The sequence below is a fragment of the Actinomadura rudentiformis genome (assembly GCF_008923185.1).
Lineage (GTDB): Bacteria > Actinomycetota > Actinomycetes > Streptosporangiales > Streptosporangiaceae > Spirillospora > Spirillospora rudentiformis.
The window spans coordinates 141,472-167,838 of the sequence record NZ_WBMT01000009.1 but is presented as its reverse complement, the minus strand read 5'-3'; the positions used below and the strand labels follow the sequence as shown (position 1 = coordinate 167,838).

Sequence of the window (26,367 nt, the reverse complement as noted above, 5' to 3'; positions counted from 1 at the left end):
GGTCCGCCCGGCCGGAGCTGCGAGAACTGCGGGAGGAATCACGAACCATGAGGCGCCCGTTGCCCGCCGTTTGCCACGTCCAGTTCATTCGCTGCGGCGAGCAACGGCGTCGTCGCGAGCAGCGCGCGGGTCTCCGGGTGAATCGCGAAGTCGAGGCCCGTGACAGGCACGTCTTCGACGACGGCTCCCTCCGCCAGCACGACCACGCGGTCGGCGATGCGGCGGGCGACCCGCAGATCATGAGTCACGAAGACGATCGCGAGGCCCTCGTCGCGGCGGAGGCCGGCGAGCAGGGCGAGGATCCGTTCCTGGGCGAGCACGTCGAGCCCGGTCGTGGGCTCATCCGCGAGCAGGACCGCCGGTCCGGCGGCGAGGGCGCGGGCGATCGCCACCCGCTGGCGTTCGCCGCCGGAGAGGGTCGCCGGGCGCCGCTCGCCCATCGCGGGGTCGAGCCCGACGCGTTCCAGCAGCGCATCGACGCTCTCGCGCGAACGGAGCGCCTCGGCGACGACCTGCGCCACCGTGTAGCGGGGATCGAACGAGGCGAGCGCGTCCTGGAAGACGAGCCCTCCCCGCCGTCGCAGCGCCCGGCGTTCGCGTTCCCGGAGGCCCCACACGTCGCGGCCGTCGGCGAACACTCGCCCGGCTACAGGCCGATCGAGCGCGGCGAGCGTGCCGACGAGGGTCGATTTGCCCGATCCGCTGCGGCCCACGACAGCGACCGCCTCGCCGGGCCGAACGTCCAGGTCCACGCCGTTCAACGCCACGGTCGTACGGCCACGGCCCTTCAGCACCCGCCGCGCGCCCCGCAGTGACAGCAGCGGATCACCGGGCACAGGAGACACGCTGTCATTCCGGTCAGGGTCATTCCGGTCGGCGAGCCGTGCCGCGGCGACGAGAGTGCGGGTGAACTCGGCGCGGGGGGCGTCGAGCACCGCGGTCGACGGGCCGTGTTCGACCACGCGACCGCCGGACAGCACGGCGATCTCGTCGGCCCAGCGGCCTGCCACGGCGAGGTCGTGCGTGATCAGCAGGACGGCCCGGCCCTGCTCGGCGGCCTGCGCCCGGACGGCGTCGAGCACTTCGGCCTGCGTGACGGGATCGAGTGCGGTGGTGACCTCGTCGGCGATGAGCAGGTCCGGCTCCAGCACGGTCGCGACGGCGAGCGCGGCGCGCTGCGCCTGGCCGCCCGACAGCTCGTACGGGCGAACGTCCCACACGTCCTCGGTCGGCAGCCCGCAGCGTTTGAGCGCTGCGGCGCCGAGCGTCCGCGGGTCGCCCGCGTCGTGCGCGGCGACGGTCTCCACAAGGTGGCGGCCGATCGTGACCGTCGGGTTGAGGCTGGCGGCGGCGTCCTGGAAGGCGTAACCGACCCCCCGGCCGCGGATGCCGCGCAGCTCGCGGCGGGCCAGCGCGAGCACATCCGTCCCGTTCAGCAGGATGGTCCCGCCGAGGCGAACGCCCGCGCCGGGGTCGTGGAGGCGGACGACCGACCGGGCGGTGAGGCTCTTGCCGCAGCCGCTCGGCCCCACCAGGGCCACCACCCGGCCCGCCGGGACCGCCAGCGAGAGCCCGTCCACGACCCGGCGGCCCGGCACGTCGACGGTCAGGCCGTTGATCTCCAGCACGTTCACCATGCGCGGCCCTCCCGGCGGTCCACGGCTGAGGCGAGCACGTTCACCGCGAGGATCGTCACGACGACGCAGGCGGCGGGGAAGGCGACGGTGTACCACTCGCCGGTGAGCAGGTGCGCCTGGGCCTCGGTGAGGAGGTTGCCCCAGCTCGGGCGGTTGGGCGGGACGCCGAGGCCGAGGAAGCTGAGCGTCGACTCGGTGAGGATCGCGTGGGCGACCTCGAACGCGGCGATGGAGGCGATCGGCGGCACCGCCCCCGGCAGCAGATGGCGGCGCAGCACCTCGCCGCGCGACAGCCCGAGCGCGTGGGCTGCCCTCACGTACAGCCGTTCGCGCTGGCTGATCAGCTCGGCGCGGGCGACCAGCGCGACCGGCATCCAGCTCGTCGCGGCCACGGCCAGGATGACGGTGGTCAGCGATGGGCCCATCACGGCGGCCAGCGCCAGCACCACGATCAGCATCGGCAACGACAGCAGCACGTCGGCGATGCGCGAGATCAGCTCGTCCAGCCAGCGCGGGCCGGCGGCCGCCAGACCGCCCAGCAGCAACCCGCCGACCACCGTGATCACCGCCGCGGCCAGCCCGACGAGGAGCGACGTCCGCGCCCCGTACAGCAGCCGGGCCAGCAGGTCGCGGCCCAGCAGGTCCGTGCCCAGCGGATGCCCTGGCGAGCCCGGCGCCACGCCGGTGGCCGTGGTGTCGGTCGCGATCGGGTCGTACGAGGTGAGCAGCGGCGCGAAGACCGCGGCCAGGACGAGCGTGGCGAGCACCACGCCGGCGGCCCAGACGCCCGGCCGCCTTACCCGTAGCCGCACCGCCAGGAACCCCGGCCGCGCCGGACGCTCGGCGGTCGGATGTTCCACAGCTGCACGGGCGACAGCCGGACGCTCGGCGTCCGGGCCTTTCACCACTGAACGGTCAGTCGCCGACATCGTGCGTGCCCCCTCCCGACAGCCGCACGCGCGGGTCGAGCCACGCGACGGCGAGGTCGCCGAGCAGGTTCGCCACGATCACGATCACGCCCGTGACCAGGACGACCGCGGTGAGGACGGCGTAGTCCTGCTCGCGGGCCGCGTAGATCGCCTGCCGTCCCACCCCCGGCCACGAAAAGATCATCTCGGTGGCGTACGCACCCGCGATCAGGCCGCCGACGCCCACGCCCAGGCGCGCGGTGAACGGGACCATGCCGGGTCGCAGCAGGTGCCGGACGGTGACGGTCCAGCGGGACAGACCGCGCGCACGGGCGTTCTCCACATGAGGAGCGGATCGGAGCCGTCCGACTCCGGTTTCCACCAGCCGTACGTACGTGCCGAAATGGTGCCCGAATGCCAGCGCCAGCGCGGGCAGCACAAGATGCGGAAGCAGCACCGCAAGCGTCACCGGCTCACCTGGGCGAGAAAGCCCGCCGGATGGCAGCACCTGTAGCCACGCCGCGAAGACGTACAGCAGGAGCAGCGACGTCACGAAACCCGGCATGCCGCCGAGGACGAACATCCCCGCTTCGATCGTCCTGCGCAGCCAGGCACGCCGGGTGAGCGCGGCGGCCAGCCCGATCAGCACCGCCCCCGCCACGCTGAACACGATCGCCACGAGGGTGAGCAGCAGGGTCCACGGAACGGTGTCGCCAAGGACCTCGCTCACGGGACGGCCGCTGCCGTACGAGACGCCGAAGTCGCCGCGCACGGCCCCCGCCGCCCAGCGCCCGTACCGCACCGGCAGCGGGTCGTCCATGCCCATCTCGTGTTCCAGCCGGGTCACCGCCGCCGCGCTGGGCGGGCGGCCGCCCGACCGGGCCTCCAAGATGTCGGCGGCCGGACTGCCCGGCGCAAGGTCCAGCAGCGCGAAGCACAGCGCCGACAGGGCGACGACGACCGCCATGGCCGTCGCCGCCCGCCAGATCAGGTAGCGGCCCATTCGTTCGGCGCCCGTTTTTCCCTTGCGCCTCAGGACCAGGACCACTTCTCGGCGTTCCAGAAGAAGCCGTAACCGTGGTGGCCAAGGGTTCGCTGCTGCGGGCCCTTCAGTGCCACCGGGACCGCGTTGGAAGTCTTCAGATAGGAGATCCACACGAACGGCGGGTCCTCCGCGAGCGCCTTCTGGAAATCGGCGTAGGCGGTCTTGCGGACGGCTGGGTCGGATGTGCCGCGGCCACGTTCCAGGGCCTTGTCGACCTGCGAGTTGGCGTACGAGCCGTAGTTGGAGCCGCCGTTGGCGAGCGCCTCGCTGGAGTGGAACGGCCCGAACACCGACGAGTCCGGGTCGTACGGCGTGCCCCAGCCGACGACGAAGGCCTCCAGGTCGCCCCAGTGCTTGCGGACCCAGTCGCGGGGCCGCGGGTTGGGCACGACATCGAAGCCCTGCGCCTTGAGCTGCGTGGCCGCGACGTTGAGGATGCCGACGCGGGCCGAGTCCTCGGCGAACGTGCTGAGCTCGAAGCGGACGGTCTTGCCGCCCTTGACCCAGAATCGCTGGGCGTTCTTGGCGTAGCCGGCGGCCTTCATCAGCTCGTCGACCTTGGCAGGGTCGAACGTGAACGGCGCCGCGGTCTTGTAGGGGCTCTCGTCGAGCGGGCCTGTGGCCGGGGAGCCCTGGCCGAGCAGGACGCTGTTGACGAACGCCTGGCGGTCGACGGCGTAGTTCATCGCCTGCCGGACGTGCTTGTCGGCGAAGACGGGCTTTGTGAAGTTGAGCATCAGGGCGCGGTAGTCCGCGGTGGGGTAGGTCTCCACCCGGAAGCGGTCGTCTTCCCTGACCTTGGCGGTCTGCTGCGGCTGCAGATGCGCGCCGTCGACCTCGCCGGTCTTGAGCTGGATGAACCGCGCGGTGTCGTCCGGCACGTACTTGATGACGATCTTGGGCAGCTTCGGCTTGCCCTCGTAGTAGCCGCCGAACGACTCCAGTTGCGCGTACTGGCCGGGCTTGAACGTGGTCAGCTTGAACGGGCCGGAGCCGACGGGGTGCTGCCCGAAGTCCGCATCGGTGATCTTCTTGCCGCGCAGCACGTGCTCGGGCAGCAGTCCCATGCCCATGGCGTCCAGCAGCGGCGCGAACGGCCTGCTCAGCCGGATGCGTGCGGTCGCCGGGTCGGGAGTCTCGACCGTCGACACGGCCTGGAAGTTGCGCGACAGCGGTGCTTCGGCGGTGCCGGACCGCCGGATCAGATCGACGGTGAACTTCACGTCCTTGGACGTGAGCGGCTTGCCGTCGTGCCAGGTCAGGCCGGACCGGAGCTTGAACGTGTAGTCCTTGCCGTCCTCGGACACCGTCCACGACTCGGCCAGCCCCGGGACCACGTTGTTGGTGGCGTCGCGCCGGGTCAGCCCGCGGAAGACCAGCTCGGTCACCGGGTCGGTGTGCTCATCCTGGAGGGCCGGGTTCAGGGTGTCGGGCTCGTCGCCGATCGCGTACGTGAACGTGCCGCCCGACGTGGCGGCCGAACCGCCGCCTCCGGCCCCACATCCGGTGGCGAGGAGGCCGGACAGGGCGGTGACCACGCCGGCGACGAGGACGGGCTTATGCATAAGACTCCTTGTTGCAAGTTATTCGCAACAAGAGACCCTAACCCCGTCGGTCCCGTTTATCCCAATCGCCCCCGTCAGCGGAGGGTGGCGCGGTGGATCTTGCCCATGGGAGTGCGCGGCAGCTCTGCCAGGAAGGTCACCGACCTGGGCACCTTGTGCGCCGGGAGACGGTCCCTGACCTGCGCCAGGAGCTCGGCCTCCAGCTCTGGCGCGGGCATGGTCCCGGTGGCGAGCACCACGAAGGCCCGCAGTGCGGCGTCGTCGTCCGCAGAATCCACCACGACGACCTCCACCACCCCCGGATGCTGGCCGAGGGCCCGTTCGACCTCGAGCGGCGAGACCCGTTCACCCGACACCGTCAGCTGATCGCGGATCCGGCCGTGGTGATGGACGAAGCCGTCCTCGTCGACGTGCACCAGATCGCCCGTCCGCAGCCACCCGTCCGGCGCGAGCACCTCGGCGGTCTGTTCGGGCCGCCCGAGGTACTCGGCCATGACCGACGGGCCGCGTACATAGAGAACGCCGGGCTCCGCCGACTCGCTCGCGCCGCGCACTGTGATCTCGTACGGATCCAGCACCAGGCCCACCGCGCCCCTGCGGCGCCGGGTGACGGTGTTGGAGATGAACGTGTGACCCACCTCCGTGCTGCCGAGGCCGTCCAGTACGGGACAACCGAAGACGTCCTCGATCCTGTCGGCCAGCGATGGCAGGAGCGGCTCCCCAGCCGAGGCCACCGCCCGCAGCGATCCGAAGACACCCTCACGTCCGCCAGCCCCATGCTCGACTGCCCCATGCTCGACTGCCCCATGCTCGACTGCCTCATGCTCGGCGGCGGCGCCCACGAGTCGCGCGTACCAGGTGGGAACGGTGAAGAGCAGCGTCGGGTGGTGGCGGCGGAGCTGCTCCAGGACCCCCTCGACGGTCGGCACGTCAGGCCACAGCACGGCCGAGCCGCCGCAGAACATCGGGAAGAACACCGTCGCCCCGAGCCCGTACGGATAGCAGGCCTTGGACAGCGAAAAGATCACGTCGTCCGGCGTCACGCCGAGCGCGCCGATGGCCAGCGCCTCGAAATAGGCCTCAGGGTCCGTATGCCTATGGACGGCCCCTTTCGGCGGACCCGTCGTGCCGGACGTGTACTGGACGTAGGCCGGTGCGTCCGGCGGGAGCCGAGCCGGATCCGGCACTGCGGCGGGCTCGTCGGTGAGATCCTCGGCGGTCAGGACCTGGACGGACGGGAACCGGGCGGCGAGCTCGGGTGCGCAGACCGCCGCCTGCGGCCTGGAGTCGGCGAGCACGTGGGCGTGCCCGGCCTCCGCCTGCTCGGGACCGGTGAGGACGGCCACGGCACCGAGCCGGAACGTTCCCAGCAAGGCCGTCACGAAGCCGATCGAATCCGGCAGGGCGATGAGCACCCGGTGTCCGGGCCGTACTCCGGCGGCGTGCATGACCCCGGCGGCGCGTATCGCCGCATCGTGCACCTCGCCGTGGCTGTAGGTCACGTCACCCGCGTAGAACAGCGGGTGGTCACGCCACCCGTAGGTTTCCGCACGTAGAGCCAGGGCGGCCGCGAGATTGCCTTCCATAGCGAAGCTCCTCTGCCGGGGGGCGACATGCGGAGGCTACGACGGGTAGGCACACTGACACGGTGCGTTCATGCAATTTCGGTTCGAATCAAGGCCGCAATTAGGTCATACGTACGCACCGGACCTGGATCGGGAGCGGGTCGGGCGCGGGTCAGGATGGGCCATCGCCCGGATTCAGGCGGTCAGAATCTCCCAAGTACCGGCGCGCCGGACCAAGAGATCACGGGTGAGCAGGACTCCGGCCGGCACGTCCCAAGCCGGATCGGCGTCCTCAGAGGCCTCGCCCTCGGACCACACCTGGCTCACCGCCCACCGCAGCTTCTCGACGCCGTCGGGGTGCCCGGAGCCGGTCGCGACGAACACGTCCCGCGCGGGTGCCGCCACCACGAGGTCGCCCTCGACGTCCTGCGCGAGCTTGTCCAGGAAGCCGTCGTCCAGGAGCAGGCCGGACTCCAGCCCGCCGCCGAGCGACACCGTGACCGCCCGGACGTCCGGGTACCAGCTGAGCGTGAGGTCGGGTCGCCGGTTGCGCAGATTGACCGCCGCGAGCCGGCGCAGCTCGGCCGGCGTGACGCCCAGCTCGGCGCAGTGGCGCCGCGCGATGTGCTCGTAGCGGCGCCCGGCACCGGGCCCACCGGGCCGCGCGGTCACGCCGGGCCCCGGGAGCAGCCCGGCGCCGACGGTCTCGGGCACAAGCTCCAGCGCGTACGTGACGTACAGGTCGCCGGCGAACGGGTCGCGGACCGGCTCCTCGTCCGGCGGCAACGGGAACTCCAGCTGCACCTCGGCGGGCACCCGGGCCTTCATCAAGGGGACGATGAGACTGGCACGCGGATCCGCGGACACGGCACGTTCCTCCTGTTACTCCTGAGGTCCGGAATGGATCACACTATCGGGGCCGCGCGCCTCACCGGCCCCTCCCCCACCGTTCGGCATGTGTATTCACACGGACACTTTCGACATGGCCACCTCAAACGGCCACCTCAAACGGCCACCCCAGGAAGGCCTGTCAGCCGTTCGGGATCACGCACGGGCCGCCGCCGCAGACGTCGATGACCTGTCCCGCCGACTTGAGGAAGTGCGCCGCCTGGGCACGGGCCAGCTCGCTGCGAACCGTGCTGTCGTGCGGGCTGTTCGGGGGCGCCGGCGGGATGTTGCCGGGCGGCGGGGCGGGCGTGCCGCTGTCCCACATCACCAGCGCCGAGCCGTTGTACGGGAATCCCGGGATCGACCGGATGCCCCAGAACGGCGTCACGTCGTTGCTGCGTCCGGGCCGCAGCGCGGGCTGCTTGACCGGGACGCCGAGCGTCCGCGCCATCACCTCGGTCGTCACGTTCGACACCGAGTCGTCGCCGAACGCCTCGTGCAGGAGCACCTTGTGCGCGGGCGTGCCGGGCAACGGATTCCTCACAAGGTGCGCGACGTAGCCGTTGGCCTCGCCCCGGTCCCACAACATCTGCATGAGGCCGAAGCCGATCTGCTGGTCGGCCTTGTCCGGATACGGGATGTCGATGACTTGCTGCACGCTCGCGAACGAGGCGCTGCGGTTGAGCAATGTGGAGAAGCCCATGCCCGGGACGCTCAGCACCGACGTGGTGAAGTCCTGCGCGAGTGCGGTCAGCGCGGCGCCCTGGATGCCCCCGTGGCTGGCCCCCGCATAGGTGAGTTTCGCCGTTGGGGCCAGCACCGAAGCGCCGTCGGCACTGCGGAAGGCGGCGGACGCGGCGGCACCCTGCGGGTGAATCATCCAGCGGCCGAGGAAGAGCGTGTTGAGGTACGACTGCTGCATGCGGTCCGGGATGAGCCGGAAGTTGGACAGGTCCGCCAGCATCGCGAGGTAAGGCCGGTCGGGTCCGGAGATGCCCATCCAGTTGGTGGCGCAGAGCATCAGGCCGTGGTCGTTGGAGAACGTCTTGACGGCGGTGGCGTCGATGGTGCTGTAGTCGCCGAAGAGCCCGTGCCCGTACAGCACCGGGTTGAGCTTCTGCTTCCCCGTCACCGCCGTTCGCGGGATGTTGCACTGGAACGGCGCGTGGTACGTCCGCCAGGTCGGCGCCACGGGCTTGTCGTACAGGCCCGGCTTGGCCTTGCCGTAGTCGAGCCTCGTCCCGGTCGGGTCGAGGAAGCTCGGCACCTCGATGAGACCGTTGACGCGCCGCGCGATCCGCGGGTCGTCCTGCTCGGTCAGTTCCTTCACCGAGGTCAAGCGCACCTTGGGCGCCTTGGCACCGAGGCGCCCGAACGAACTGTCGCGCATCGCGAGAGCCCGCCCGGTGAGGCTGCGCGTTGACGAGGTGGTGAAGTCCCACGCGAGGTTGAGTCCTTGAGGGCCGACCCCGCGGCGCCGAAGGTCTTTCAGCGTCGTCTGGAGGGCGGCCCACCGCGGCTTGAGACGCTTGTCCTTCGGTGCGGTGGTCCTGCTGAGCGCCTTGAACGCGGCGCTCGCCTGGACGGGCCGTCCGTCGGGGGCGCGGACGTTGCGGAGGGCGACCAGATAGCGCGTGCCCTCGTTCAGCCGGATCGCCGGACGGATGATCAGTGTGCGGTGCCGCGGGTCCTGCGCGTCGATCTCGGCCCAGTACGGCTGCCGCTGCCCGGTCCTGGCGTTCACGATCACCACCGGCGCGTCGGCCCGCAACGACCGGGCGATGTCGGTGCTCGGCGCGACGCCGGTCTTGACCGGGTCGAGCCCGGGCACCCGGACGAGGATCGGCGAGCCGGGCGAGAAGCCGTCGTTGCGGTTGAACTCGGTCGGGTCGATGCCCTTGCCGAAGACGTTCTTCGGCATCGCCGCGGCCTTGAGGCTCACCCGCCGACCGGTGTCGCTGCGGCTGTCGCGAACGGTGTAGACGTCGTTCGGGAACGGCACCAGGCACGCCGCCGGAGCGATCGGATCGCACCCGCGCGCCGCCTGCTCGGCGGCCACCTTGAGCGCATCGGCCGCCTTCGGTTGAGCGGCCGCCTCGAACGGGCCGGCTGCCGCTGGAACCGCCTGCGCCACCGCGCCGAGGGTCAAGCCGGTGAAGGCCACGAGCACACCGAACGACCGTCTCACCGGCGTCACCCCGCGTCTTGAACGTGAACAACATTCAGATGAGCAGGGTGATCTTAGCCACCGTTGACTTACTTGTCAGTAGGTCGCGGGCCTCCCGGCGGGACGACCGGCAATCCGCCCGGTACGCCGCGTTCGATCAGCCGCCATACGGCGTCGGTGTCGAGATGTTCCTCGACGAGATCGCCGAGCGTGTCGAAGGTGGCCTCCCTCAGCGCGGCGAACGAGACGTCCGGCGCGGCTGTGAAGTCTCGCCTGGCCACACCGGCGACGTCGGCCAGGAAGGCCCGGCGGAAACCGTCGTTCTCCATCGCGCCGTGCCAGGTCGTCCCCCACACGGAACCGGTCCGGCAGCCGTCGAGGAACGGTTCGCCGCCCTCGACCTCGGCGATCCCATGGTGGATCTCGTACGCGATGACCGGCTCACCGTAGGCGGTCCCGCTCGGCCTGCCCAGCGTCTTGTCCCGTTCGAACGTCACCCGGACGGGCAGCAACCCGAGCCCCTCGGCCCGCCCGGCTCCGGACTCGACCTCGTCCACGATCTCGTGCGCGAGCATCTGGAAACCCCCGCAGACGCCGAGCACCGGACGGCCTTCACGGGCGCGCCGTACGACCTCGTCGGCCATCCCGCGTTCCCGCAGCCAAGCGAGATCGTTCACCGTCGCCCGCGTGCCCGGCAGGACCACCAGATCGGCATCGGCGAGGTCTCCGGGACTGGCCGCGTACCGCACCGCGACGCCCGGCTCGCAGCTGAGCGCGTCCAGGTCGGTGAAGTTGGAGATGCGCGGAAACCGGATGACCGCCACCCGGAGTGTCTCCCGGCCGTACGGCGCCCGCGCGTCCGGCCGCGGCGCGTCCAGGGCGAGCGTGTCCTCGGAGTCCAGGTACAACCCGAGCTTCCAGGGCAGCACGCCCAGCGTCGGCCGCCCCGTCAACGCCTTCAACTGGTCCAGCCCCGGCGCGAGCAGCTCGGCCGCTCCCCGGAACTTGTTGATCACAAATCCGGCGATCAGCGCCTGGTCCGCGGGCTCCAGCAGCGCGACCGTCCCGAACAGCGACGCGAAGACGCCGCCCCGATCGATGTCCCCCACCACGATGACCGGCAGGTCCGCGGCCCGGGCGAGCCCCATGTTGGTGATGTCCCCGGCCCGCAGGTTGATCTCTGCCGGGCTGCCCGCGCCCTCGCAGATCACCACGTCGTACTCGGCCCTCAACTGCCCCAGGCTCGCGGCCACGACCTCCCGCAGCCGCTCCTTGTGCGCGCCGTACTGCATCGCGTCGACCTCGGCGACCGGCCGCCCGAGCACCACCACCTGGCTGCGCCGGTCGCTCCCCGGCTTGAGCAGCACCGGATTCATGATCGCCTTCGGCTCGACGCCGGCGGCCTGGGCCTGCATGTACTGCGCCCGGCCGATCTCAGCCCCGTCCGAGGTCACCATCGAGTTGAGCGACATGTTCTGCGCCTTGAACGGGGCGACCTTCACACCCCGCCGCGCCAGCCACCGGCACAGCCCAGCCGTCAGAACGCTCTTCCCGGCGTCCGACGTCGTCCCGGCAACGAGCAGCGCACCACTCATCCCACTCCCCTCGCCACCAGAGCCGCCAACACTCCGGCCGCCACGGACACCGCAGCCGACAGCCGTACCGCCCGCCGAATGTCTCTCACCTCCGGCGCCCGCCCGTCGCCCATCTCAGGCCGCCGTTCCAGCCGTCCACCATAGGCGTTCGCCCCGCCCAGCCGTATGCCGAGGGCACCGGCGAACGCCGCCTCACACCGCCCCGCGTTCGGACTCGGATGAGCACCACCATCACGCCTCAACACGCGCCACGCCTCACCCCGCCGCTCCGCGCAGGCCACGGTCAGCAGGCCCGTCACGCGAGCGGGCACCCAGTTGGCCACATCGTCCGACCTCGCCGACGCCCACCCGAACCGTTCATACCTGGGGTTCCGGTAGCCCACCATCGCGTCCAACGTGTTGATCGCCCGGTAGGCGAGCAACCCCGGAACTCCCCCGATCGCGCCCCACACCAACGGGGCGATCGCCGCATCCGAGGTGTTTTCCGCGACCGACTCCACGGTCGCCCGCGCCAGCGCCTTCGCGTCCAGCCCCTCCGGATCACGCGCGCACAGGTGCGAAAGCCGCGCTCGCGCGCCTTCAAGGTCGTCGGCCTCCAGGAGCCGGGCCATCTCGCGACCTTCCCTCCCCAGCGACGTGCCCCCCAGCACAGCCCACGTCGCAAGAGCGGTGGCCGGCATCCGCGCGCCCGGAAGCCGCTCAACGAGCCCCAGCCCCGCCGCGCCCGCCACCAAGACCCCCGCATACCCAACGCCCCGCACACGCGAGTCGGCGTAGAGGGCCCTCTCCAGCCCAGAGGCGACACGGCCGAAAGCGGCCACCGGATGTCCGCGCCTCGGATCCCCGAGAAGAGCATCAAGAGCGACCCCGAGGAGCAACCCCACAGCCCGTTCAGTTGAGGCAGGCATCAAGCTCATCCCAGTGGCGTTCCAGCCAGTCCTGCGCACGCCGGATACGCGGCCCGGCACCCCCATGCCACATGCGCGCCCAGTTGCCACCGACATGCTCCGCCCTGAACCGCATCGCGTCGTAGGACCGCTCGAACCGCGTCCTCGCCGCGGCCAGCAGCACCCGCCGCCGGTCCCGATCCAGCCCATAGCCGTCGCAGAAGACCCGCATCCGCCGCCCTACATCGACCCCGTACAGCAGCCCGTCCCGGTCACAGGGATCGGCGATCGGAGCCCAATGCCGCAGAGCCGTCACCACGTCGTACAACCGCGTCGTCGGCCGCGCCAGATCAAAGTCGATCAGCGCGACCGGCACCCCGTCCCTGAAGACCACGTTCTCCGGCGTCACGTCGCAGTGCCCGATGATCTCCGGCTCCCCGTCCAGATTGGACGCCGCGGTGTCCCAAGGGGCGTCGTCCGGCGCCTCATACGAACTGACCGCATCGTGGTAGCCCCGCACCAGCCGGGCCACCCCCACCAGCGCCTCCTCGGTGACCGCGTAGGGCGGCAACGGCCGGGCCGGCGCATCCCCCTGCACCCAGCTCAAGATCTCCCGTCCCTGCTCGTCCATCCCGAGCAGCCGCGGCGCCCCCTCGAACCCGACCCGCTCAAGATGCCGCAGAAGCCCGTGGACAGCAGGACTATGGGGCCCGACCGGCCGCCGCACCGTGTCCCCCACCCGCACAACGCCCTCCGTCACGTCCCCGCCGGAGAGCGGCACCTCCACGTTCACAGTCCCCCACGATAGGCGCTCTCCCCCACCGCCGAATGATCAACCGCCCACCACCAGGCGTAACGGAACAGCAACGCGAAATACGACAGTGCGAAGACCACGGGCCGCGCTCTACACTCAGGGCTCAACAAGCGCCGGTAGCTCAGCTGGATAGAGCATCGGACTTCTAATTCTCGCAGGTTAACCTGCATGCGATGAGGGTTTTCGCAGGAAGTTCGCCACCTGCATGCGGAGAATCCGATGCTCAATCGCCGGGTCCGTCTTCACCTCTCCAGGAGACGAATCCGATGGTTCCCGGTCGCTGCCAGCCCGTCCCGCCACAAGTCCTCGCCGACGGCCACGTCTTCCCGGGGCTGACAGGCCCGCAAGCCAGTGGGCATGCGTGTGTCGTCTGCTTCACGCCACTTGTCTCGCTGGACGGTCGCCCGACACCGGAGTCCGTCGTCGTCGGCACGGCCAAGTCGACGGGGCGCCAGGTCAGGGCGTGCGCGGCAATGTGCGCGAGGCAGCTTGGATATCTGCCAATGCCTATCTCCTCCGAGGACGGCGTATCGTAGGTGGCGGTATAGGTACGCCAGAGCCCCCGGCCATACGGCCGGGGGCTCTGTGCTTGTCGTGGCTAGAGGTCGAACTCGCCGGTGTTGATGCGTGCGGCGAGGTGAGCGAACGCTGAGCGGCGCAGGCGGAGGATTCCGCCTTCCTGGTCCTTGGAGTCGCGCACAGCGATTCCTGCAGGAAGGTCGGCGACCTCGACGCATTCGCCTTGCTGCTTGCTGCGGCTGCTCTTGCGCCAGTCGTCGGGCGCGGGGAAGTGAGCGGTTGGCATAGGTACGGTCTCTCGTCGTAGGGATGTGGTCAGGTCTTTGCAGCGTAATCCGTAATCAGGTTGATGCTAGCTTCGTGGCTCAGCGCTGTTGCCTGAAGGCGACGGTAGGCCGTGTGGAATCGCTCAACCTCGTCCGGGAGCTCCACGAACAACTCGCCGGCCGGGTTCTCGACATAGACGGCATCCGGGTCCTCCTCTTCGGGGAACTGGAGGATCGCGAACGCGCCAGAGGCCGCGGCGTGAGCGCCGGCCTTGAACGGGATCACCTGGACGGTAACTCGCGCCAGTGCCGCCAACTCGCAGATGTGGTTCAACTGTTCGCGCATCACATCTGAGCTGCCTACTTCGCGATGGAGCGCCGCTTCGTCGATGACGACCCATAGCCTCAGCGGGTCATCGGGGCGCGTGATGAGCTTCTGCCGTTCCATGCGTAGCTTGACCTTGCGGTCGATCTGCTCGGCTGTGATCTCAGCAGGGCCGCCGACGACGACGGCACGGGCGTAGGCTTCGGTCTGGAGGAGTCCCGGAATGACGACCAGGTCGGCGACGAAGACGGTCGCCGCACCGGCCTCAAGGCCGATGTAGGTGGTGTACTCCTCCGAGAGCATGTCCCGGTAGGAATGCCACCACCCACGCTCGCGGCCCTGCCTGGCGAGTGTGATCAGATACTCGCGCTGGCGTTCGTCGGTGACGCCGTACAGGTCGCAGAGATCCTGGATGTCACGCGGGTTGGGACGTACCCATTCCCGGCGCTCCATCTTCGTGAGCTTCCCGCCGCCCCATTCGAGGCGCTTGGTGGCTTCGACGCTGGTCATGCCGATCGACTCGCGGAGCACGCGAAGCTCGGTGGATAGGCGTCGGCGGCGGAGTGTGGGGCTTTGGCGTGACCCTGGCATAGGTACGGTCGCCCTTCCTGTCACGGTGGGTGAAGCGATCGTAGCCGCCATACACGCCTCCGACACGCAGTGATCTGGTCATCACCGCACGAAACGGTCGTACTTTGATTGTCGTATTGAAATTCTCGCACGGTTGGCCCACGATGGGGGGGTACCTAGCCACCGAGCCTCCAAGTCCTGTTTCGCGGAGGCTGTCACCGGAAGTGATCCCCATGACGCAAGACGGTGCGTCCGATGACGTCACACCCGTCAGCATCGACGCCGCCACCGCAGAAGCCCAGCGCGTCGCCTACCGCCTCAAGGGCGTGATCCGCGAACTCACCGGCGGATGGAGCACCTGGGCCTCCGACACCGGCAAGCTGTACGCGGTCAACCCCGCCCGCCTCACCGATGAGCAGATCAGCGCCGGCTGCGCCCAGACCGTGCACGGCGAGAACCCCGCTGAGCTGGTCGAGAACCTCCGATTCCAGATGCGCAAGATGACCGAGTTCAACGAGCGGCACCAGGCCAAGTCCGAAGCCGCCAGGGTCTAGCGCTCCATGGGAGCTGTCTGCGGTGGGGTCGTCACGTACCGGGGCCTGGCCGGGACTGGTACGTGGCGGCCCCACTGCAGACAACTCCGACAGCGACACAGACCACAGGTGGTTGCGCCATCGGCTCCACACCCTCCGATGGCGCAACCGTTCCCCCCAGGAGCTGCGCGGCCGGGATGCCAGGGGCGCACCTCGTCCCGGTCGCGCAGCCACTTACCGCAACTCGCGTCGTCCTGGAGCAAGGGATGAAACTCCGCATCATGAGGACGTCGAACGGCATCTACTTCGGCGTGGCCCCTGACGGTGCCGTGCTGGAGTCGTTCTACGCCGACAGAGATCAATCCGGCTGGTGGACGGTGTGCAGACCCAACACCACGCAGTATCGGCTGTTCCTGCCCGGCGCTGACTACGGCGAGGCCGCAAAGTCGGTGTTCGGCGGCACCGCGTTCATCCCACCGGACTCCGCAGCCCCGGACAGCAACCTCCCAGAAGGGCGGGAGGCTTCCCCGTAGTCCGGGGCTGCGGGCTTCAGACAGCAAGGCGGCCTCCGGTCGGGCGACCCTACCGCCCGGCCAGAGGCCTTGATCGGACCACTAGGGGGTCCAACCCATGAGCAAGCGTAACCAGTCCGTAGCGACATCACGACACACGGCCATCATCGGCCGAGTCATCACCCTCAGTGCCCTCACCACCGTGATCTATCTGCTCGCTGACACTCCCGTCACCCTGTCGGCACTCACACTCACGGGGCTCCTCGCCTGGGCCGGATTCGCCACCCTTCTCGCGGTCGGCTATGCCCGGCGCGCACGGGTGCTCACCAGGACGCAACAGGCCGCGTCCAGTCCGGCGCGCAAACCTGCCCCCTTCGCACCTCGGATGGACGTGCAGCTATGACCAGCAGGAAGCACCAGATCGGCCGCGGTGCAGGGTACGGGATCGCGCTTCTCGCGGGTGTCATCGTCTTCGCGAACGGCACCGCCACCAGCTTCGACACCCTGAGCCGCTACGCCGGCGAGCATCAATGGCTGTGGGGGCCGTCGCTGCCGCTTGGCCTGGACGTCGCCATCTTCGCGCTGCTCCTGCTCGACTGGCTGCGTCCCAACATCTGGCTCCGCGGGTCAGCTTGGATCCTCACCGGCATCACCGTCGTCGCCAACGGAGCCATCACCGACGGATCCTGGCTGGACCGCGGGCTGCACGGCCTCATGCCGGCGCTCGCGGTCATCATCGTCGAGGCCGCCCGCCGCTGGGCCCGCAAGGACTCAGCGCCGGCAATGGACAAGATCCGGGCCTCCCGCTGGGTCTTGTCCCCGATCCGCACCGCCATGCTGAAGCGCCGCATGGTGCTGTGGGAGGTCACCTCCTACGCCGAGGCGCTGACCCGGGAGTCCGCGATCCTCCACGCCAGGACTCTGCTCGTCGCCCACTACGGCAAGGACCGCTGGCGCCAGGTCCGGAAGCTCGTTCCCCTGACGCTCCGGCACCAGCTCGCGACCGGCCAGCTGCCGTCCACGGTCCTGCACAGTCTTGATCTTCAGGCAGCGGTTGGGGACTGGGTCTCCACCGCGCTCGCCGAGCTCACAGCGAAGGCATCCTCCGACCTCGTGGAAGCGCGGAGGTCTGAGGTGCCGGAATCAGAGGACTCGGAAGACCTGAGTCGTGCTCAGTGGGACCTGATCTGGGACCTGAGGGACCGGCTGCGTCCTGACGGTGAATCGCCCGAAGTTTTCGCTCAGGCGATCGCTCTCGCCAGGGAGCAGTTCGAGCAGGCGGAGACGCTGATCCGTAACGATGACCTAGCCGCCAAACTCAAGATCGGCAAGAGTCGGGCAAACGCAATCGGTCAGAAGCTCCGGACCTCGTTCACCGCTGGCCCGGACCTCCAGGTCCGAATCCAGGACTCGGCTCCTCCATCGAAGGATGCTCGATTCGAAGGCTTCAGTCCCGGTTTTGCACCCACCGGACTCTCCGGTCTGAACGGGCAGCGCGTTAGCCCCATCGGCGCCGGCCTCGGTGGTTCGCCTGAGTGGGGTGAGTCCTGATGGGTCGCCCACGCGGATGGCCCAGGACTCGATGGGCGCGCTATCTGGGTCGCGCGCTCGCAGCTGCGCTCGCCGCCTATCTCGCCGCCGTCGCGATCATGCCCCATGTGATCGCTCAAGTCCTGGCGGTCCTGGCCTTCGGGATCGTGCTCGGGGTCGGGGTCCCGCTGCCCCGGTTCAGGTCCCCCATCGCGTGGCGAAGGAGATGGTGACTCGCCATGGGTACCCGCAACATCGACGAACTGGCCGGCATCCAATTTTCTGGACCCCTCGGTGAGGCGTTTTTCGCCTACGCCCAGCAGCTCTACGTGCTCGGGCAGCGCTGGAGCTTCGAGCTGGACATGGCGTCTGCGGAGGTCCAGGCCTCCCTTGAGGCTATGTACGGCAATCCCCTGCTGTTCGGCTTGAACGCCAAGTGGAAGGCCCGGCGCGTGGCCAAGCGCCTCAAGCGCGCCCAGGAGATGGCCCACGGCATCGCCGAAGAAGGTCGCAAGTTCTACCAGGCCTACGAAAAACACATCCTCAACCAGGCGAGGTAGATCGATGTCATCCGCTGAGCGCCGCATCGACAGCCTCGGTGATATCCCGTTCGCCGGGGAGATCGCCGCGGACATCGTGCTCTACTCGAAAGCGAACCAGCAACTGGCACGCGATATGGCCTCTGAGCTGGACATCAGCTCCGAGCGTGCCCGGCTGGCCATCCTGAAGCTGAAAGGCCATCCTCGGCTGGCCGGCGTGAACGTGCGCGCCCGGTCCTTCCTGGTTGCCTACCGGTTGAAGCGGGCTCGTGACCTGTGCCGCGGCCTGTCCGCCGAAGTGGTGAAGTTCAGTCTGCAGTACCGGCGGGAGTTCATCGAGGCCAGCCCGCCCAAGAAAGACCCGTACAAGGGTGAGGTCGATCTGTAATGGCTCGCAAGCAAACTTTCGAACTCGCCCAGCGCGAGGGCATGGAACGCATCGTCGCCGCCGCGGTGTCGAAGGTCGGCGTTCTCGTTGGCCCTTGGATCCTGCTCGGCCTCATCTATCTGGTCGGCGCGTTCTCCCACTGGCTGTGGGGCAAGCCGCCGGCGGCGACATGGATGACGCTGGCGGGGACGCTGTGCACCGTGGCGCTCACGCTCCTGGTGTGGGCCATCTCCCACCACCGTGGATTGCTCGGACGCTGGCATTCGACGCTGACCTGCGCCGGAGCGGGCCTGTGGTTCGTCGTCGCGAACATCACCGGCGTGTGGGTCCCGTTCGTTGATGAGTGGTCGCGGGTGACCGTCGGGCTGTGGTTCATGTTCGGTGGCACGCTCGCGCTCGGCTGGAACTTCCGCACCGTCATCCGCAACAGCCCCAGCGAAAGTGCGGGCGACGACCCGCTGCGCTGGCTGTTCACCAAGGTCAAGGCCAAAGCCGGGCTTGAGGGCGCCGACGTCCGTACGCAGGAGGCCACCGAGCACAAGGTCCAGGCAGAGTTGGACGTGCCCGACGGTAAGACCGTCGATGATGTCCAGAAGAAGGTTCCCGCGCTGGAGGCCGCGGCCGGTGTCCCGAGCGGCACTTTCCAGGTCGCGCCGAACGTCGATAACGCAGGCAAGGCCCACTTCATCACCGTAGACCCGCGGACGATGCGCCGCCCGATCCGCTGGCCTGGTCCCTACCTGCCCGGACGCAGCATGGGTGACCCGCTCCGGCCCGGCCTGTGGCAGGACATGGAACCGGTCCTGCACACCCTCCCTGGTCATCATGTGCAGATGATGGGCATGTCGGGGGCGGGCAAGTCGATCGGCGGCGCGTGGAACTATCTCGCGGAGATCATCACACGCTTCGACGGTGCGGTGCTCGCTGCTGACATCACCAAGGGCGAGCAGACCCTTGGCCCTCTGCGCCCGGCGCTGCACAGGTTCGAGACCACGGCGCCCGGCGCCCGCTCCCTGCTGTACGACGTACGCGGTGAGCTGCAGGAACGGACGAACTGGCTGGCCGCACGTGGCTTCCAGAAGTGGGTGCCTGGCTGTGGCCTCACTTACTGGATCATCTGGTGGGAGGAGTTCCCCGACATCTACGACACCTTCAGCGACAAGGATGAGGAGACGTTCAAGTCGACGGTGCGCACGACCCGGTCCGGCGGCGCTTCGATGTTCCTGTCGCTGCAGCGCAGCGACTTCACGCAGATGCCGACGTTCGCCCGCGGTCAGCTCGCCAAGATGTGCTTCGGCGTCGCCGACGACTACGAGGCCAGCTTTGGTCTCTCGGACCGGCAGAAGGCCGCTGGGGCATCGCCTGAGCTGTGGCAGAACCACCCCGAGCACCAAGGCAAGGCCTACCTCGATGCGCCCTCGATCCCAGAGGAGAAGCTGGGAATGGGGCTGCGTACCTGGTCGTGGGGCAAGACCGATCAGGAAGCGCACGCGAACATCACCGCGCATGCCGAGGCATGGCCTGCGGCGTCGAAGACCGTTGACGAGTTCACCAAGAAGATCGCTGACGCTTCGGGGTCCGCGGCGCGGCCTTCTGCGGCGATCCCGATGCCCCCGGCGGCGCCCGAGCGGATCGTAGTCAACGGAGCGAGCACCCACGCGCCGAAGCCTGTCGAGGACGGTATCCCCGAGGGCCAGGAACTCCTGGAGCGGGCCGCTGAGCTGGTCATCAACAAGCAGCGCGCGTCAACGGCGATGCTGCAGCGCGGTCTGCGGCTGTCGCATGAGGACTGCGTGCGGGTGATGGAGGCGCTGGAGCGCAAGGGGATCGTCGGGCCGCTGCGCGAGGACGAGACGCGTGAGGTCAAGGTCGCGGCCGTCGATCTGCCGGCGGCGCTGGATGAGCTGCACAAGGCCGGTGACGCTGTCGCCGAGTACGCGCAGACGGACGATCCTGACCCAACGATCACGGCTGGGCCCGACGATGAGATTCCTGACCTTCCTCCCGCGCCTCGACCCAAGGCTGGCGCGGCGCCAAAGAAGAAGATGTCGCCGGAGGCCGCGCGCGGTCTTGTCGAGGACTGGATCCGGCACCGGTTCGAGATCGGTGAGTTGTCGTTCACGGCCTCCGATGAGGAGTTGCGGCGGATCCGCGACGAGTCGGGCAACACTTCGCGCTCGTGGGCGCACAACGTGCTGATGCGGATCGCGTCCGACGGACTCCTGGAGGTGGACAATTCGGGTCCGAGCACGGTGTTCCGCATCGTGGCGGATCGGTTCGAGACGGTGCCAGCATGATCGCCGCAGCGCTCCCCCAGCCCCTTGACGGCTTCCGTGACGCGGGAGCGGGGGCTGGGGGAGAGAGTTACAGGTCAAAGGCCCGTGACGGCCGTCATGACGCCCTCCGTGACGCCCGTGTGACGACCCATGACGGGCCCGTGACACCCCCGCGTGACACCCGCTCGCGCGCCGGTGACGCAGGCGCACACCCGCACACGCACAAGATCATCTAGGCGCGCTCGCGCCATTCCCACGCGCAGCCGTGCGCGCGAAAGGACAGGCCCGTCATGACCAACGACACTCCGACCCTCCCCCGGTTCCTGACCCTCGGCGGAGCCATCGTCCAACTGGTTCGCCACCCCCGCCCGGTGCCGATCGATACCGGTGACGTCATGTGGCGCTGCGAGGGCTGCGGCCAGCGAGGCTCGGATGCCCCTTGGTCCGCCGGTACGGCCGAGTCATACCCCGTGAGCCTCGACGACGCGCGCCAGGCGGCGAATGAACACGCCGGCCAGTGCCGGTCGACCCCCGCGGACCGAGACCCCGTCTTCGTCGCCGCCGCGATGGCCGTCCTGGCGTCGCTCGCTGGGAAGGACTTCTCGCTATGAGCGCCGTGCGGATGACGCTCGCGCTGCAGCTCGTCCTGCGGCACACCCTGGCGGAGCCGGACAGGGAGTGGTTCGGCAACGAGATCGCGCAAGCGACGGGCCTGGCCGACGGCACCGTCTACCCCATGCTGGCCCGCCTGGAGCGCGCCGGCTGGTTGAGCATCCGGCACGAGGCGCCCGCCGAGCGCGGCACGGAGCGCCGGCCGAGCCGCCGCTACGTGCGGTGGACGGAGCAGGGTGTGGCGGCGGCGCGGTCGGCGCTGGCCGGTCTGTCGGGTCAGCGCGTGCACATCGCGACGGTGCTGCCAGAGCCCAGCACGATCCTGGAGGCAGCATCATGATCGACCTCACACCGTTCACGCCTGAAGCCGGGCCGGCCTTCTATGCGCTCCTCGACCCGGCTACCGTTCACGACGGTGTGAACGTCGTCACCGAGGATGGTGAACAGTACGCAGCCGACAGCGGCGACGTCTTGTGCGTCACGCGTGAGCCACGACGGCTGCCGCTGAGCCGTAGCTGCGACGTCGACCTGCGAGGACTGCTGACCCGCGGCGAGTGCCTTGCCCGCCTGACTCCGCGCGGTGACGTGACCCGGCATCCAGACGGGAGGCGTCTGTACATCTGCACGGAGGGATGGGCGATCGCCGGTTGGCAGTCCCCTGACCTGGTGCTCGGGCCGCAGGCCGCACAGCTCCGCGCCGTCATGGACACCTTCAGCGACTTGAGGGGCTCTGGCCCGATCGGCCAGGCATACGCCCGCAGCGTCAACGCCTCCTACGACGAGGGCCGGTGGCTGCCACAGGTGCACGCCGATGCCGCCCAGGCCGCGCTCGACGCTGCCGGATGCGACGGCCGGTGGTGGGCGTGGTTCGCCGAGCCTTGCTTCATGCGCGGCGAGCTGGCGGCTCTGGCCGCCAGGGATCTGCTCGGCAGCGTCCCGGGCTGGAACTGGCGGGCTTACGCGACCCTGATGCGCTCGTGGGGGACGGCGGTCGGGCGATGGGCGCACCCGCAGGACGCCGATTGCGCGCAGGTGCACTGGAGTATGGACAGCCCATCATGACCGAACTCGATTCGGCGCCGGACGGCGAACTTAGGGTTGCCTCACCCCCGATAAGTTCCCTTATCGGGGGCGAGTGGAGCGATGTTCTAGAGCGCGGTTCAGACTTCGGCCTCACGCCAGAAGAGGCCGCGCGGCTCTCCCTGCTCGACGCCGGAGCCGACGCCTACACCCAAGCGGTCCGCCCCGGCAACACCGTTCGTTCGTACGAACGAGCCTGGCGATCATGGGAAGAGTTCTGCGCCTTCGTCGGCCTCCCCGTCGCACCCGCCTCCCGCGGCATGCTCGTCGGCTACGTCCGATGGCGCTGGGAGGCGGGCGACTCCCCCGCCACGATCGACAGCCGACTCGGCGGCATCGCCACCAGCCTCCGCGACCGCGGCCACCCCATCGACCGCGCCGTCACCGCCCAGGCCCGCGAAGTCCTCAAAGCCGAGGAGCGACGCGCCGCCGAGGCCGGCCAGCCGCACCGTGGCCGCGGGCAGGCGCCCGCCGTCACCCTCCCCCAGCTCCGCGCCATGTCTGAACATTGCCCAGACGATCTCGGCGGGATCCGGGACCGGGCGCTGCTTCTCGTCGGGTTCGGCATCGCCGCTCGCCGGTCCGAACTCGCCGGGCTGCTCGTCGGCGACGTCGAAGTGCACAGCGAAGGCCTCCGTGTGACGACACGGTTCGGCAAGAAGGGCGGCCGGACGGTCACCGTAAGGCCGGGCCGCAACCCGCTGACGGATCCGGTCGCAGGCTGGCTGGCCTGGCTCGAAGCAGCCGGACATGACGAGGGGCCGGCGTTCCTGCGCGTGGATCAGTGGGGGAATCTCGGCGGCGAGATGAGCGACCGGGCCGTCAACGAGCGCGTGGCCGCGTGCGCGCAGCGCGCTGGACTGAGCGAGCTGACGAGCCACGGTCTGCGGGCCGGGCTGGCGACGACGGCTAGGCGAGCAGGTAAGGATCCGGAGAAGATCGCCGATCAGGGCGGCTGGGCGCGGAACTCCAAGGCGCTGCTCGGCTACATCCGCAGTGTGGACGCCTGGGGAGATAGCGCCACCGCCGATATCGGACTGTAGGTCCGCTGATCTGGCCGTGGCCACCCGAGCGGGGGGCGCATTGCGGGATAGAGATGCCATGAGCAAGCAGACGAGCCTCCGCGCCGCTGTAATCAGCCCTTACGGGGCCGGCCTGGATGCATCCGGGCGCGGCGCTCGGCGAGCTCCTGTTCTCCTTGTTGCAGCGCTGCACGGTCTTCCTCGCTGCCGTGCTCCAGGATCTGGTCGCGCATGCGCTGGTGGAGGTCGCTGGTGCGGTCGGTGCCGAGGCGTTCGCAGACGCGGCCGTAGGCCTCCCATATGACGATGGGGACGCGGATGGGGCGGGTGGGCGTCTTGCTGTTCTCGGTCACGCTGCCTCCGTTGTGTAGCTACTGAATAAATCTTGGCACAGGTATTGCGTAGCTACAAGACTGGGAGTTAATCTGTAGCTACACAACAAGGGGGAAACAGGGGTGGTGGCAATGACTGCAAGGGAGCCGCAGGCCGGGCGCCGCCGTCACTCCGCTTGCCGCCCGACTGTCCATCTCGCCCCGAACGGAGACCGCCAGGTGGCCACGAACCAGAAATCTGCGAGGACGATCAGCCGCCCCCAGTACGAGGCTCTGCGCACCGCCGAGCCCGTCGCTCAGTGGCAGGACCTCCCCGACACTCACCCGATGTCCTGTTTGAAGGCACGTCACGCTGTTTGTGCGCAGCTCAGCACGATCAAGGTCTTGATGCGTCTCGGTCTCGTCGAGTTGGTCGAGGGTGAAGTCGCCGAGGAGACAGGGCGCCCGTGGAACGCGATCCACGCCTTGACCCCTGCCGGCGAACGGGTCGCCGCGTGCCTGGAGGAGGGCGGTCCCTTGGTCCGGTTGGACGATATCGGCCTAGTGGTCCGCAACCTCTGACGTCCCGCCTCGGGGCCCGTCCATCGCATACGGGCCCGGGACAGGACGCCAGACCCTGAACGCAAAGGAGAGCCTGATGCAGTTCCATCCTAGAGATCGAGTTCTGGACACCGCTCACGCGTGGACGACGGGCCTGTCCTCCACGGGGACGGTGGTCTCGGTCGACGCCAGCGGCGGCGTTTACGTCGACTGGGACGGTGAGGGTGTCGACCTGATTCCGATGGACCCGGTGCGGCTGGTCTTGGAGACCTGCCCGCAGAGCTGACGCCCCCCGACGCGACGAAGCGGCCCGCCCTCCCGAAGGAGGACGGGCCGTTTCCGTTTCCGATCGCCTACACCCGTGGCGGGGCCCACCTGGCTCATTGCGAGTCGGCGGGCGCCTCCCCGTCCGGCGGGCTGACGAACGTCCCGCGCTGCGGCACCGTGTACACCCAGCCCTTGTCCCGCATGAACGCCACCGCCCGCCGCGCCGTCTCCCGAGCCACCCCGAACTCCTGAACCATCGCCGACTCGCTCGGTATCCGCCGTCTCGGCAGAATCTCCCCCGCGTCTATCCGCGCCTTGATGATGAGCGCGATCTGCTGGTAAACGGGGACGTCAGCGTCATGATCCACGGTCACGGCGGCAACCGTAGACGTGCCCAGACATCCCCACCTGTGCAGCTACGTAGGCATACGTAGGTAGACGTCTATAGACGAGGTGCCTACCCTCAGAGTCACTGCGCCGTATCGCGGTGTGGTCAGGTCAGGGGTGCGCCGGCACATCATGGCTGGGGTGGCGGCGCACCCCAGCCGTAATCCAGGCGCCCTCGGTGCGCGTCGAAGTAGCGACTCGCACCCGATCACCTGGAGCCGACATGCGCCCCCTGCTCGCCGCACTCCTGCTGGCCGTGGTCCTGGCCGGCTGCTCCGGCGACGATTCGCCGCCGCAGGTCGACGGGTCCGCGCGGACGGCGTGCGAGCACCTGGCCAAAGCGGCACAGGCCCGCACTGCGGGCGGCTACAAGGCTGAGTACAGCACGGACGGCGTCAAGGCGATCGAGGCGGCGATGACTTCGAAAGCCCAGGGTGTGCGGGACATCATGCGCGACTACGACGACCCGTCCGATCAGATCGCGGTCGAGGGCAAGCTGCGCGCGTGGTGCCAGGCGCACGGGATGGCGGCTGGTTAAGCGCCGACTCAGGGTTCTTCGCGTGCGTGACACAACGGGCATGGCACACGGCCGCGCATGCCTTCCTGAAGCCCGATGACTTCGCCAGCCCCGATGCATTGAGGGCACAGACCCGATTCCTCTACGGCCGCTGCCTGCCCGACGGGACGACGCTCGCTCTGGGAAGGCGGGCCGACCGGATCAGGCTGGCCGCCTTCGTTGCCGGTGCCCTGGCAGTGCCAGCAGTTCACCTCGATCCAGGACCCGTCCTTGCCGGTCATGACGAGACGCCTGGTGCCGCTACAGCGAGGACAGGCGGGGGCGTCCCAGTCGCGCATCAGACCATCCCCTCGCCGTTGCAGGCCGGGCACTTCACCCATTTGCGCTGTACGCGCTGGTCGTCCTCGGTCTTGCCGTTGACTTCGGCGTAGTAGCCGCCTTCGCCGTTGCAGGCTCCGCATTTGCGTGGTCGGCGGTCTTGGTCCCTGTCTTTGGCCATCACTGCAAGCCCACTCCTGTGCGGCTGGCGCGTCAACTCGCCGGCAGGAAACAGGTCGCCTTCACCCGGACGGCTCGTCAAGGTTCTGCAGGTGGTTCTGGTTCCCAGTCACGGATGTCACCGTCTCGGCAGAGCTGGATGCGACGTACATCCTTGTACGCGGCAGGCGGCATCAATGGTTTGACCCGGCCGGCGCCGACGTTGACGAGCATTCGCTCTGCCGGGCGTTCGCCGACCTGGCGGATGTAGGTGACGATGGCCCGCCACTCACCGGTGATTTCCATGCGCATCCAGGCGAGCAGGTATGCGGGCTGGGGTGGGTCGCCTGTGATCTGCACGAACGGCGGACAGTCGACGACGTCCTTCCACTTCATGGTCGGCATGCTAGAACAGTAGTTCGAAGCCATGTCTCCAAGGGCCTGTGATCGTATAGCTCGGCCGCGCAAAGGACCGTGCATCCGCGCGTGCGGACGATCTATGCCCACTCCGTCAGGTGACAAAGCAAAACGGCCCCGCCCTCCCGAAGGAGAGGCGGGGCCGTTTCTGTGCCAAGGCTGTCCATTCAGAATGCCTGCGCTCAGG

At 69.1% G+C, this 26,367-nt stretch carries 32 protein-coding genes; 15 read left to right on the top strand and 17 right to left on the bottom strand.

All coding sequences use genetic code 11. The features are described from left to right. Positions 1-38: 38 nt before the first annotated feature. The 12 genes from F8566_RS20495 to F8566_RS20440 all read right to left on the bottom strand — a co-directional run bounded on the left by F8566_RS20495 (position 39) and on the right by F8566_RS20440 (position 14,772). The gene (locus F8566_RS20495; protein WP_151562186.1) at positions 39-1,637 is read right to left on the bottom strand and encodes an ABC transporter ATP-binding protein; all 1,599 of its coding nucleotides are present in this window, start codon (positions 1,635-1,637) and stop codon (positions 39-41) included. Further along, the gene (locus F8566_RS20490; RefSeq protein WP_225993349.1) at positions 1,631-2,497 is read right to left on the bottom strand and encodes an ABC transporter permease; all 867 of its coding nucleotides are present in this window, start codon (positions 2,495-2,497) and stop codon (positions 1,631-1,633) included. The genes F8566_RS20495 and F8566_RS20490 overlap by 7 nt, the downstream gene beginning before the upstream one ends. Before the next feature lie 55 nt (positions 2,498-2,552). Next, a complete protein-coding gene (locus tag F8566_RS20485; RefSeq protein WP_192809773.1) occupies positions 2,553-3,548 on the bottom strand; it encodes an ABC transporter permease in 996 nt (331 codons plus the stop codon). 29 nt (positions 3,549-3,577) lie between these two features. Further along, positions 3,578-5,155 (bottom strand): ABC transporter substrate-binding protein, encoded by a 1,578-nt coding sequence (locus F8566_RS20480; protein ID WP_151562181.1) that lies wholly within the window; start codon positions 5,153-5,155, stop codon positions 3,578-3,580. Positions 5,156-5,229: 74 nt separating this feature from the next. Then, entirely contained in the window at positions 5,230-6,741 is a 1,512-nt protein-coding gene (locus F8566_RS20475) for an AMP-binding protein (protein ID WP_151562179.1), read from the bottom strand. A 174-nt stretch (positions 6,742-6,915) separates the two neighbouring features. Then, entirely contained in the window at positions 6,916-7,587 is a 672-nt protein-coding gene (locus F8566_RS20470) for a DUF1444 family protein (protein WP_225993348.1), read from the bottom strand. Between the two features lie 163 nt (positions 7,588-7,750). Then, a complete protein-coding gene (locus tag F8566_RS20465; protein ID WP_151562177.1) occupies positions 7,751-9,796 on the bottom strand; it encodes a hypothetical protein in 2,046 nt (681 codons plus the stop codon). Between the two features lie 68 nt (positions 9,797-9,864). Further along, positions 9,865-11,370, bottom strand: a complete 1,506-nt coding sequence (locus F8566_RS20460; protein WP_151562175.1) for a cobyric acid synthase — start codon at positions 11,368-11,370, stop codon at positions 9,865-9,867. Beyond that, positions 11,367-12,278, bottom strand: a complete 912-nt coding sequence (locus F8566_RS20455) for a cobalamin biosynthesis protein (RefSeq protein WP_318836425.1) — start codon at positions 12,276-12,278, stop codon at positions 11,367-11,369. The genes F8566_RS20460 and F8566_RS20455 overlap by 4 nt, the downstream gene beginning before the upstream one ends. Then, entirely contained in the window at positions 12,262-13,050 is a 789-nt protein-coding gene (locus F8566_RS20450; protein WP_192809772.1) for a phosphotransferase, read from the bottom strand. Before F8566_RS20450 ends, F8566_RS20455 begins: the two co-directional genes overlap by 17 nt. A 619-nt stretch (positions 13,051-13,669) precedes the next feature. Next, on the bottom strand, positions 13,670-13,876 hold the full coding sequence (locus F8566_RS20445) for a DUF397 domain-containing protein (RefSeq protein ID WP_151562173.1): 207 nt from the start codon (positions 13,874-13,876) through the stop codon (positions 13,670-13,672). A gap of 29 nt (positions 13,877-13,905) precedes the next feature. Next, on the bottom strand, positions 13,906-14,772 hold the full coding sequence (locus tag F8566_RS20440; protein WP_151562509.1) for a helix-turn-helix domain-containing protein: 867 nt from the start codon (positions 14,770-14,772) through the stop codon (positions 13,906-13,908). A 212-nt stretch (positions 14,773-14,984) separates the two neighbouring features. On the opposite strand from F8566_RS20440, the gene F8566_RS20435 reads away from it, so the two are divergent. The 12 genes from F8566_RS20435 (at position 14,985) to F8566_RS20385 (ending at position 23,264) form a co-directional block, all read left to right on the top strand. Continuing rightward, positions 14,985-15,305, top strand: coding sequence for a hypothetical protein (locus tag F8566_RS20435; RefSeq protein WP_151562171.1), 321 nt, complete (start codon positions 14,985-14,987; stop codon positions 15,303-15,305). Positions 15,306-15,565: 260 nt separating this feature from the next. Further along, positions 15,566-15,817, top strand: coding sequence for a hypothetical protein (locus F8566_RS20430; RefSeq protein ID WP_151562169.1), 252 nt, complete (start codon positions 15,566-15,568; stop codon positions 15,815-15,817). A 97-nt stretch (positions 15,818-15,914) separates the two neighbouring features. Beyond that, the gene (locus F8566_RS20425; RefSeq protein ID WP_151562167.1) at positions 15,915-16,199 is read left to right on the top strand and encodes a hypothetical protein; all 285 of its coding nucleotides are present in this window, start codon (positions 15,915-15,917) and stop codon (positions 16,197-16,199) included. Beyond that, positions 16,196-17,347 carry a DUF2637 domain-containing protein gene (locus tag F8566_RS20420; protein WP_151562165.1) on the top strand — a complete coding sequence of 384 codons (1,152 nt, stop codon included), beginning with the start codon at positions 16,196-16,198 and terminating at the stop codon, positions 17,345-17,347. The genes F8566_RS20425 and F8566_RS20420 overlap by 4 nt, the downstream gene beginning before the upstream one ends. After that, entirely contained in the window at positions 17,347-17,559 is a 213-nt protein-coding gene (locus F8566_RS20415; RefSeq protein WP_151562163.1) for a hypothetical protein, read from the top strand. The genes F8566_RS20420 and F8566_RS20415 overlap by 1 nt, the downstream gene beginning before the upstream one ends. A 6-nt stretch (positions 17,560-17,565) precedes the next feature. Then, entirely contained in the window at positions 17,566-17,886 is a 321-nt protein-coding gene (locus F8566_RS20410; protein WP_151562161.1) for a hypothetical protein, read from the top strand. 4 nt (positions 17,887-17,890) lie between these two features. Next, on the top strand, positions 17,891-18,253 hold the full coding sequence (locus tag F8566_RS20405) for a hypothetical protein (protein WP_151562159.1): 363 nt from the start codon (positions 17,891-17,893) through the stop codon (positions 18,251-18,253). Continuing rightward, on the top strand, positions 18,253-20,550 hold the full coding sequence (locus F8566_RS20400; RefSeq protein ID WP_151562157.1) for a DNA translocase FtsK: 2,298 nt from the start codon (positions 18,253-18,255) through the stop codon (positions 20,548-20,550). The genes F8566_RS20405 and F8566_RS20400 overlap by 1 nt, the downstream gene beginning before the upstream one ends. 269 nt (positions 20,551-20,819) lie before the next feature. Further along, positions 20,820-21,140 (top strand): hypothetical protein, encoded by a 321-nt coding sequence (locus F8566_RS20395; RefSeq protein WP_151562155.1) that lies wholly within the window; start codon positions 20,820-20,822, stop codon positions 21,138-21,140. Further along, positions 21,137-21,481 (top strand): PadR family transcriptional regulator, encoded by a 345-nt coding sequence (locus F8566_RS20390; protein ID WP_151562153.1) that lies wholly within the window; start codon positions 21,137-21,139, stop codon positions 21,479-21,481. The genes F8566_RS20395 and F8566_RS20390 overlap by 4 nt, the downstream gene beginning before the upstream one ends. After that, positions 21,478-22,203, top strand: coding sequence for a hypothetical protein (locus F8566_RS49975; protein ID WP_192809771.1), 726 nt, complete (start codon positions 21,478-21,480; stop codon positions 22,201-22,203). Before F8566_RS20390 ends, F8566_RS49975 begins: the two co-directional genes overlap by 4 nt. Further along, positions 22,200-23,264 (top strand): tyrosine-type recombinase/integrase, encoded by a 1,065-nt coding sequence (locus F8566_RS20385; RefSeq protein ID WP_192809770.1) that lies wholly within the window; start codon positions 22,200-22,202, stop codon positions 23,262-23,264. Before F8566_RS49975 ends, F8566_RS20385 begins: the two co-directional genes overlap by 4 nt. Before the next feature lie 92 nt (positions 23,265-23,356). On the opposite strand, the gene F8566_RS20380 is transcribed toward F8566_RS20385, so the two are convergent. Next, entirely contained in the window at positions 23,357-23,596 is a 240-nt protein-coding gene (locus F8566_RS20380; RefSeq protein WP_151562149.1) for a hypothetical protein, read from the bottom strand. A 198-nt stretch (positions 23,597-23,794) separates the two neighbouring features. On the opposite strand from F8566_RS20380, the gene F8566_RS20375 reads away from it, so the two are divergent. Further along, the gene (locus tag F8566_RS20375; RefSeq protein ID WP_151562147.1) at positions 23,795-24,136 is read left to right on the top strand and encodes a hypothetical protein; all 342 of its coding nucleotides are present in this window, start codon (positions 23,795-23,797) and stop codon (positions 24,134-24,136) included. Between the two features lie 76 nt (positions 24,137-24,212). After that, positions 24,213-24,401 (top strand): hypothetical protein, encoded by a 189-nt coding sequence (locus F8566_RS20370; protein WP_151562145.1) that lies wholly within the window; start codon positions 24,213-24,215, stop codon positions 24,399-24,401. A 94-nt stretch (positions 24,402-24,495) separates the two neighbouring features. On the opposite strand, the gene F8566_RS20365 is transcribed toward F8566_RS20370, so the two are convergent. Continuing rightward, positions 24,496-24,756 carry a GntR family transcriptional regulator gene (locus F8566_RS20365; RefSeq protein WP_225993347.1) on the bottom strand — a complete coding sequence of 87 codons (261 nt, stop codon included), beginning with the start codon at positions 24,754-24,756 and terminating at the stop codon, positions 24,496-24,498. Between the two features lie 236 nt (positions 24,757-24,992). Between F8566_RS20365 and F8566_RS20360 the strand changes: the two genes are divergently transcribed. Next, positions 24,993-25,307: a hypothetical protein gene (locus tag F8566_RS20360; RefSeq protein ID WP_151562141.1), complete on the top strand. Its 315-nt coding sequence runs from the start codon at positions 24,993-24,995 to the stop codon at positions 25,305-25,307. Between the two features lie 8 nt (positions 25,308-25,315). Here the strand turns inward: F8566_RS20360 and F8566_RS20355 are convergent, their stop codons facing one another. The 3 genes from F8566_RS20355 to F8566_RS20350 form a co-directional block, all read right to left on the bottom strand. After that, positions 25,316-25,567 (bottom strand): hypothetical protein, encoded by a 252-nt coding sequence (locus F8566_RS20355; RefSeq protein WP_151562139.1) that lies wholly within the window; start codon positions 25,565-25,567, stop codon positions 25,316-25,318. Between the two features lie 56 nt (positions 25,568-25,623). Further along, the gene (locus F8566_RS49970; RefSeq protein WP_192809769.1) at positions 25,624-25,785 is read right to left on the bottom strand and encodes a hypothetical protein; all 162 of its coding nucleotides are present in this window, start codon (positions 25,783-25,785) and stop codon (positions 25,624-25,626) included. A 77-nt stretch (positions 25,786-25,862) separates the two neighbouring features. Continuing rightward, entirely contained in the window at positions 25,863-26,192 is a 330-nt protein-coding gene (locus F8566_RS20350) for a hypothetical protein (protein ID WP_151562137.1), read from the bottom strand. Positions 26,193-26,367: the final 175 nt, after the last annotated feature.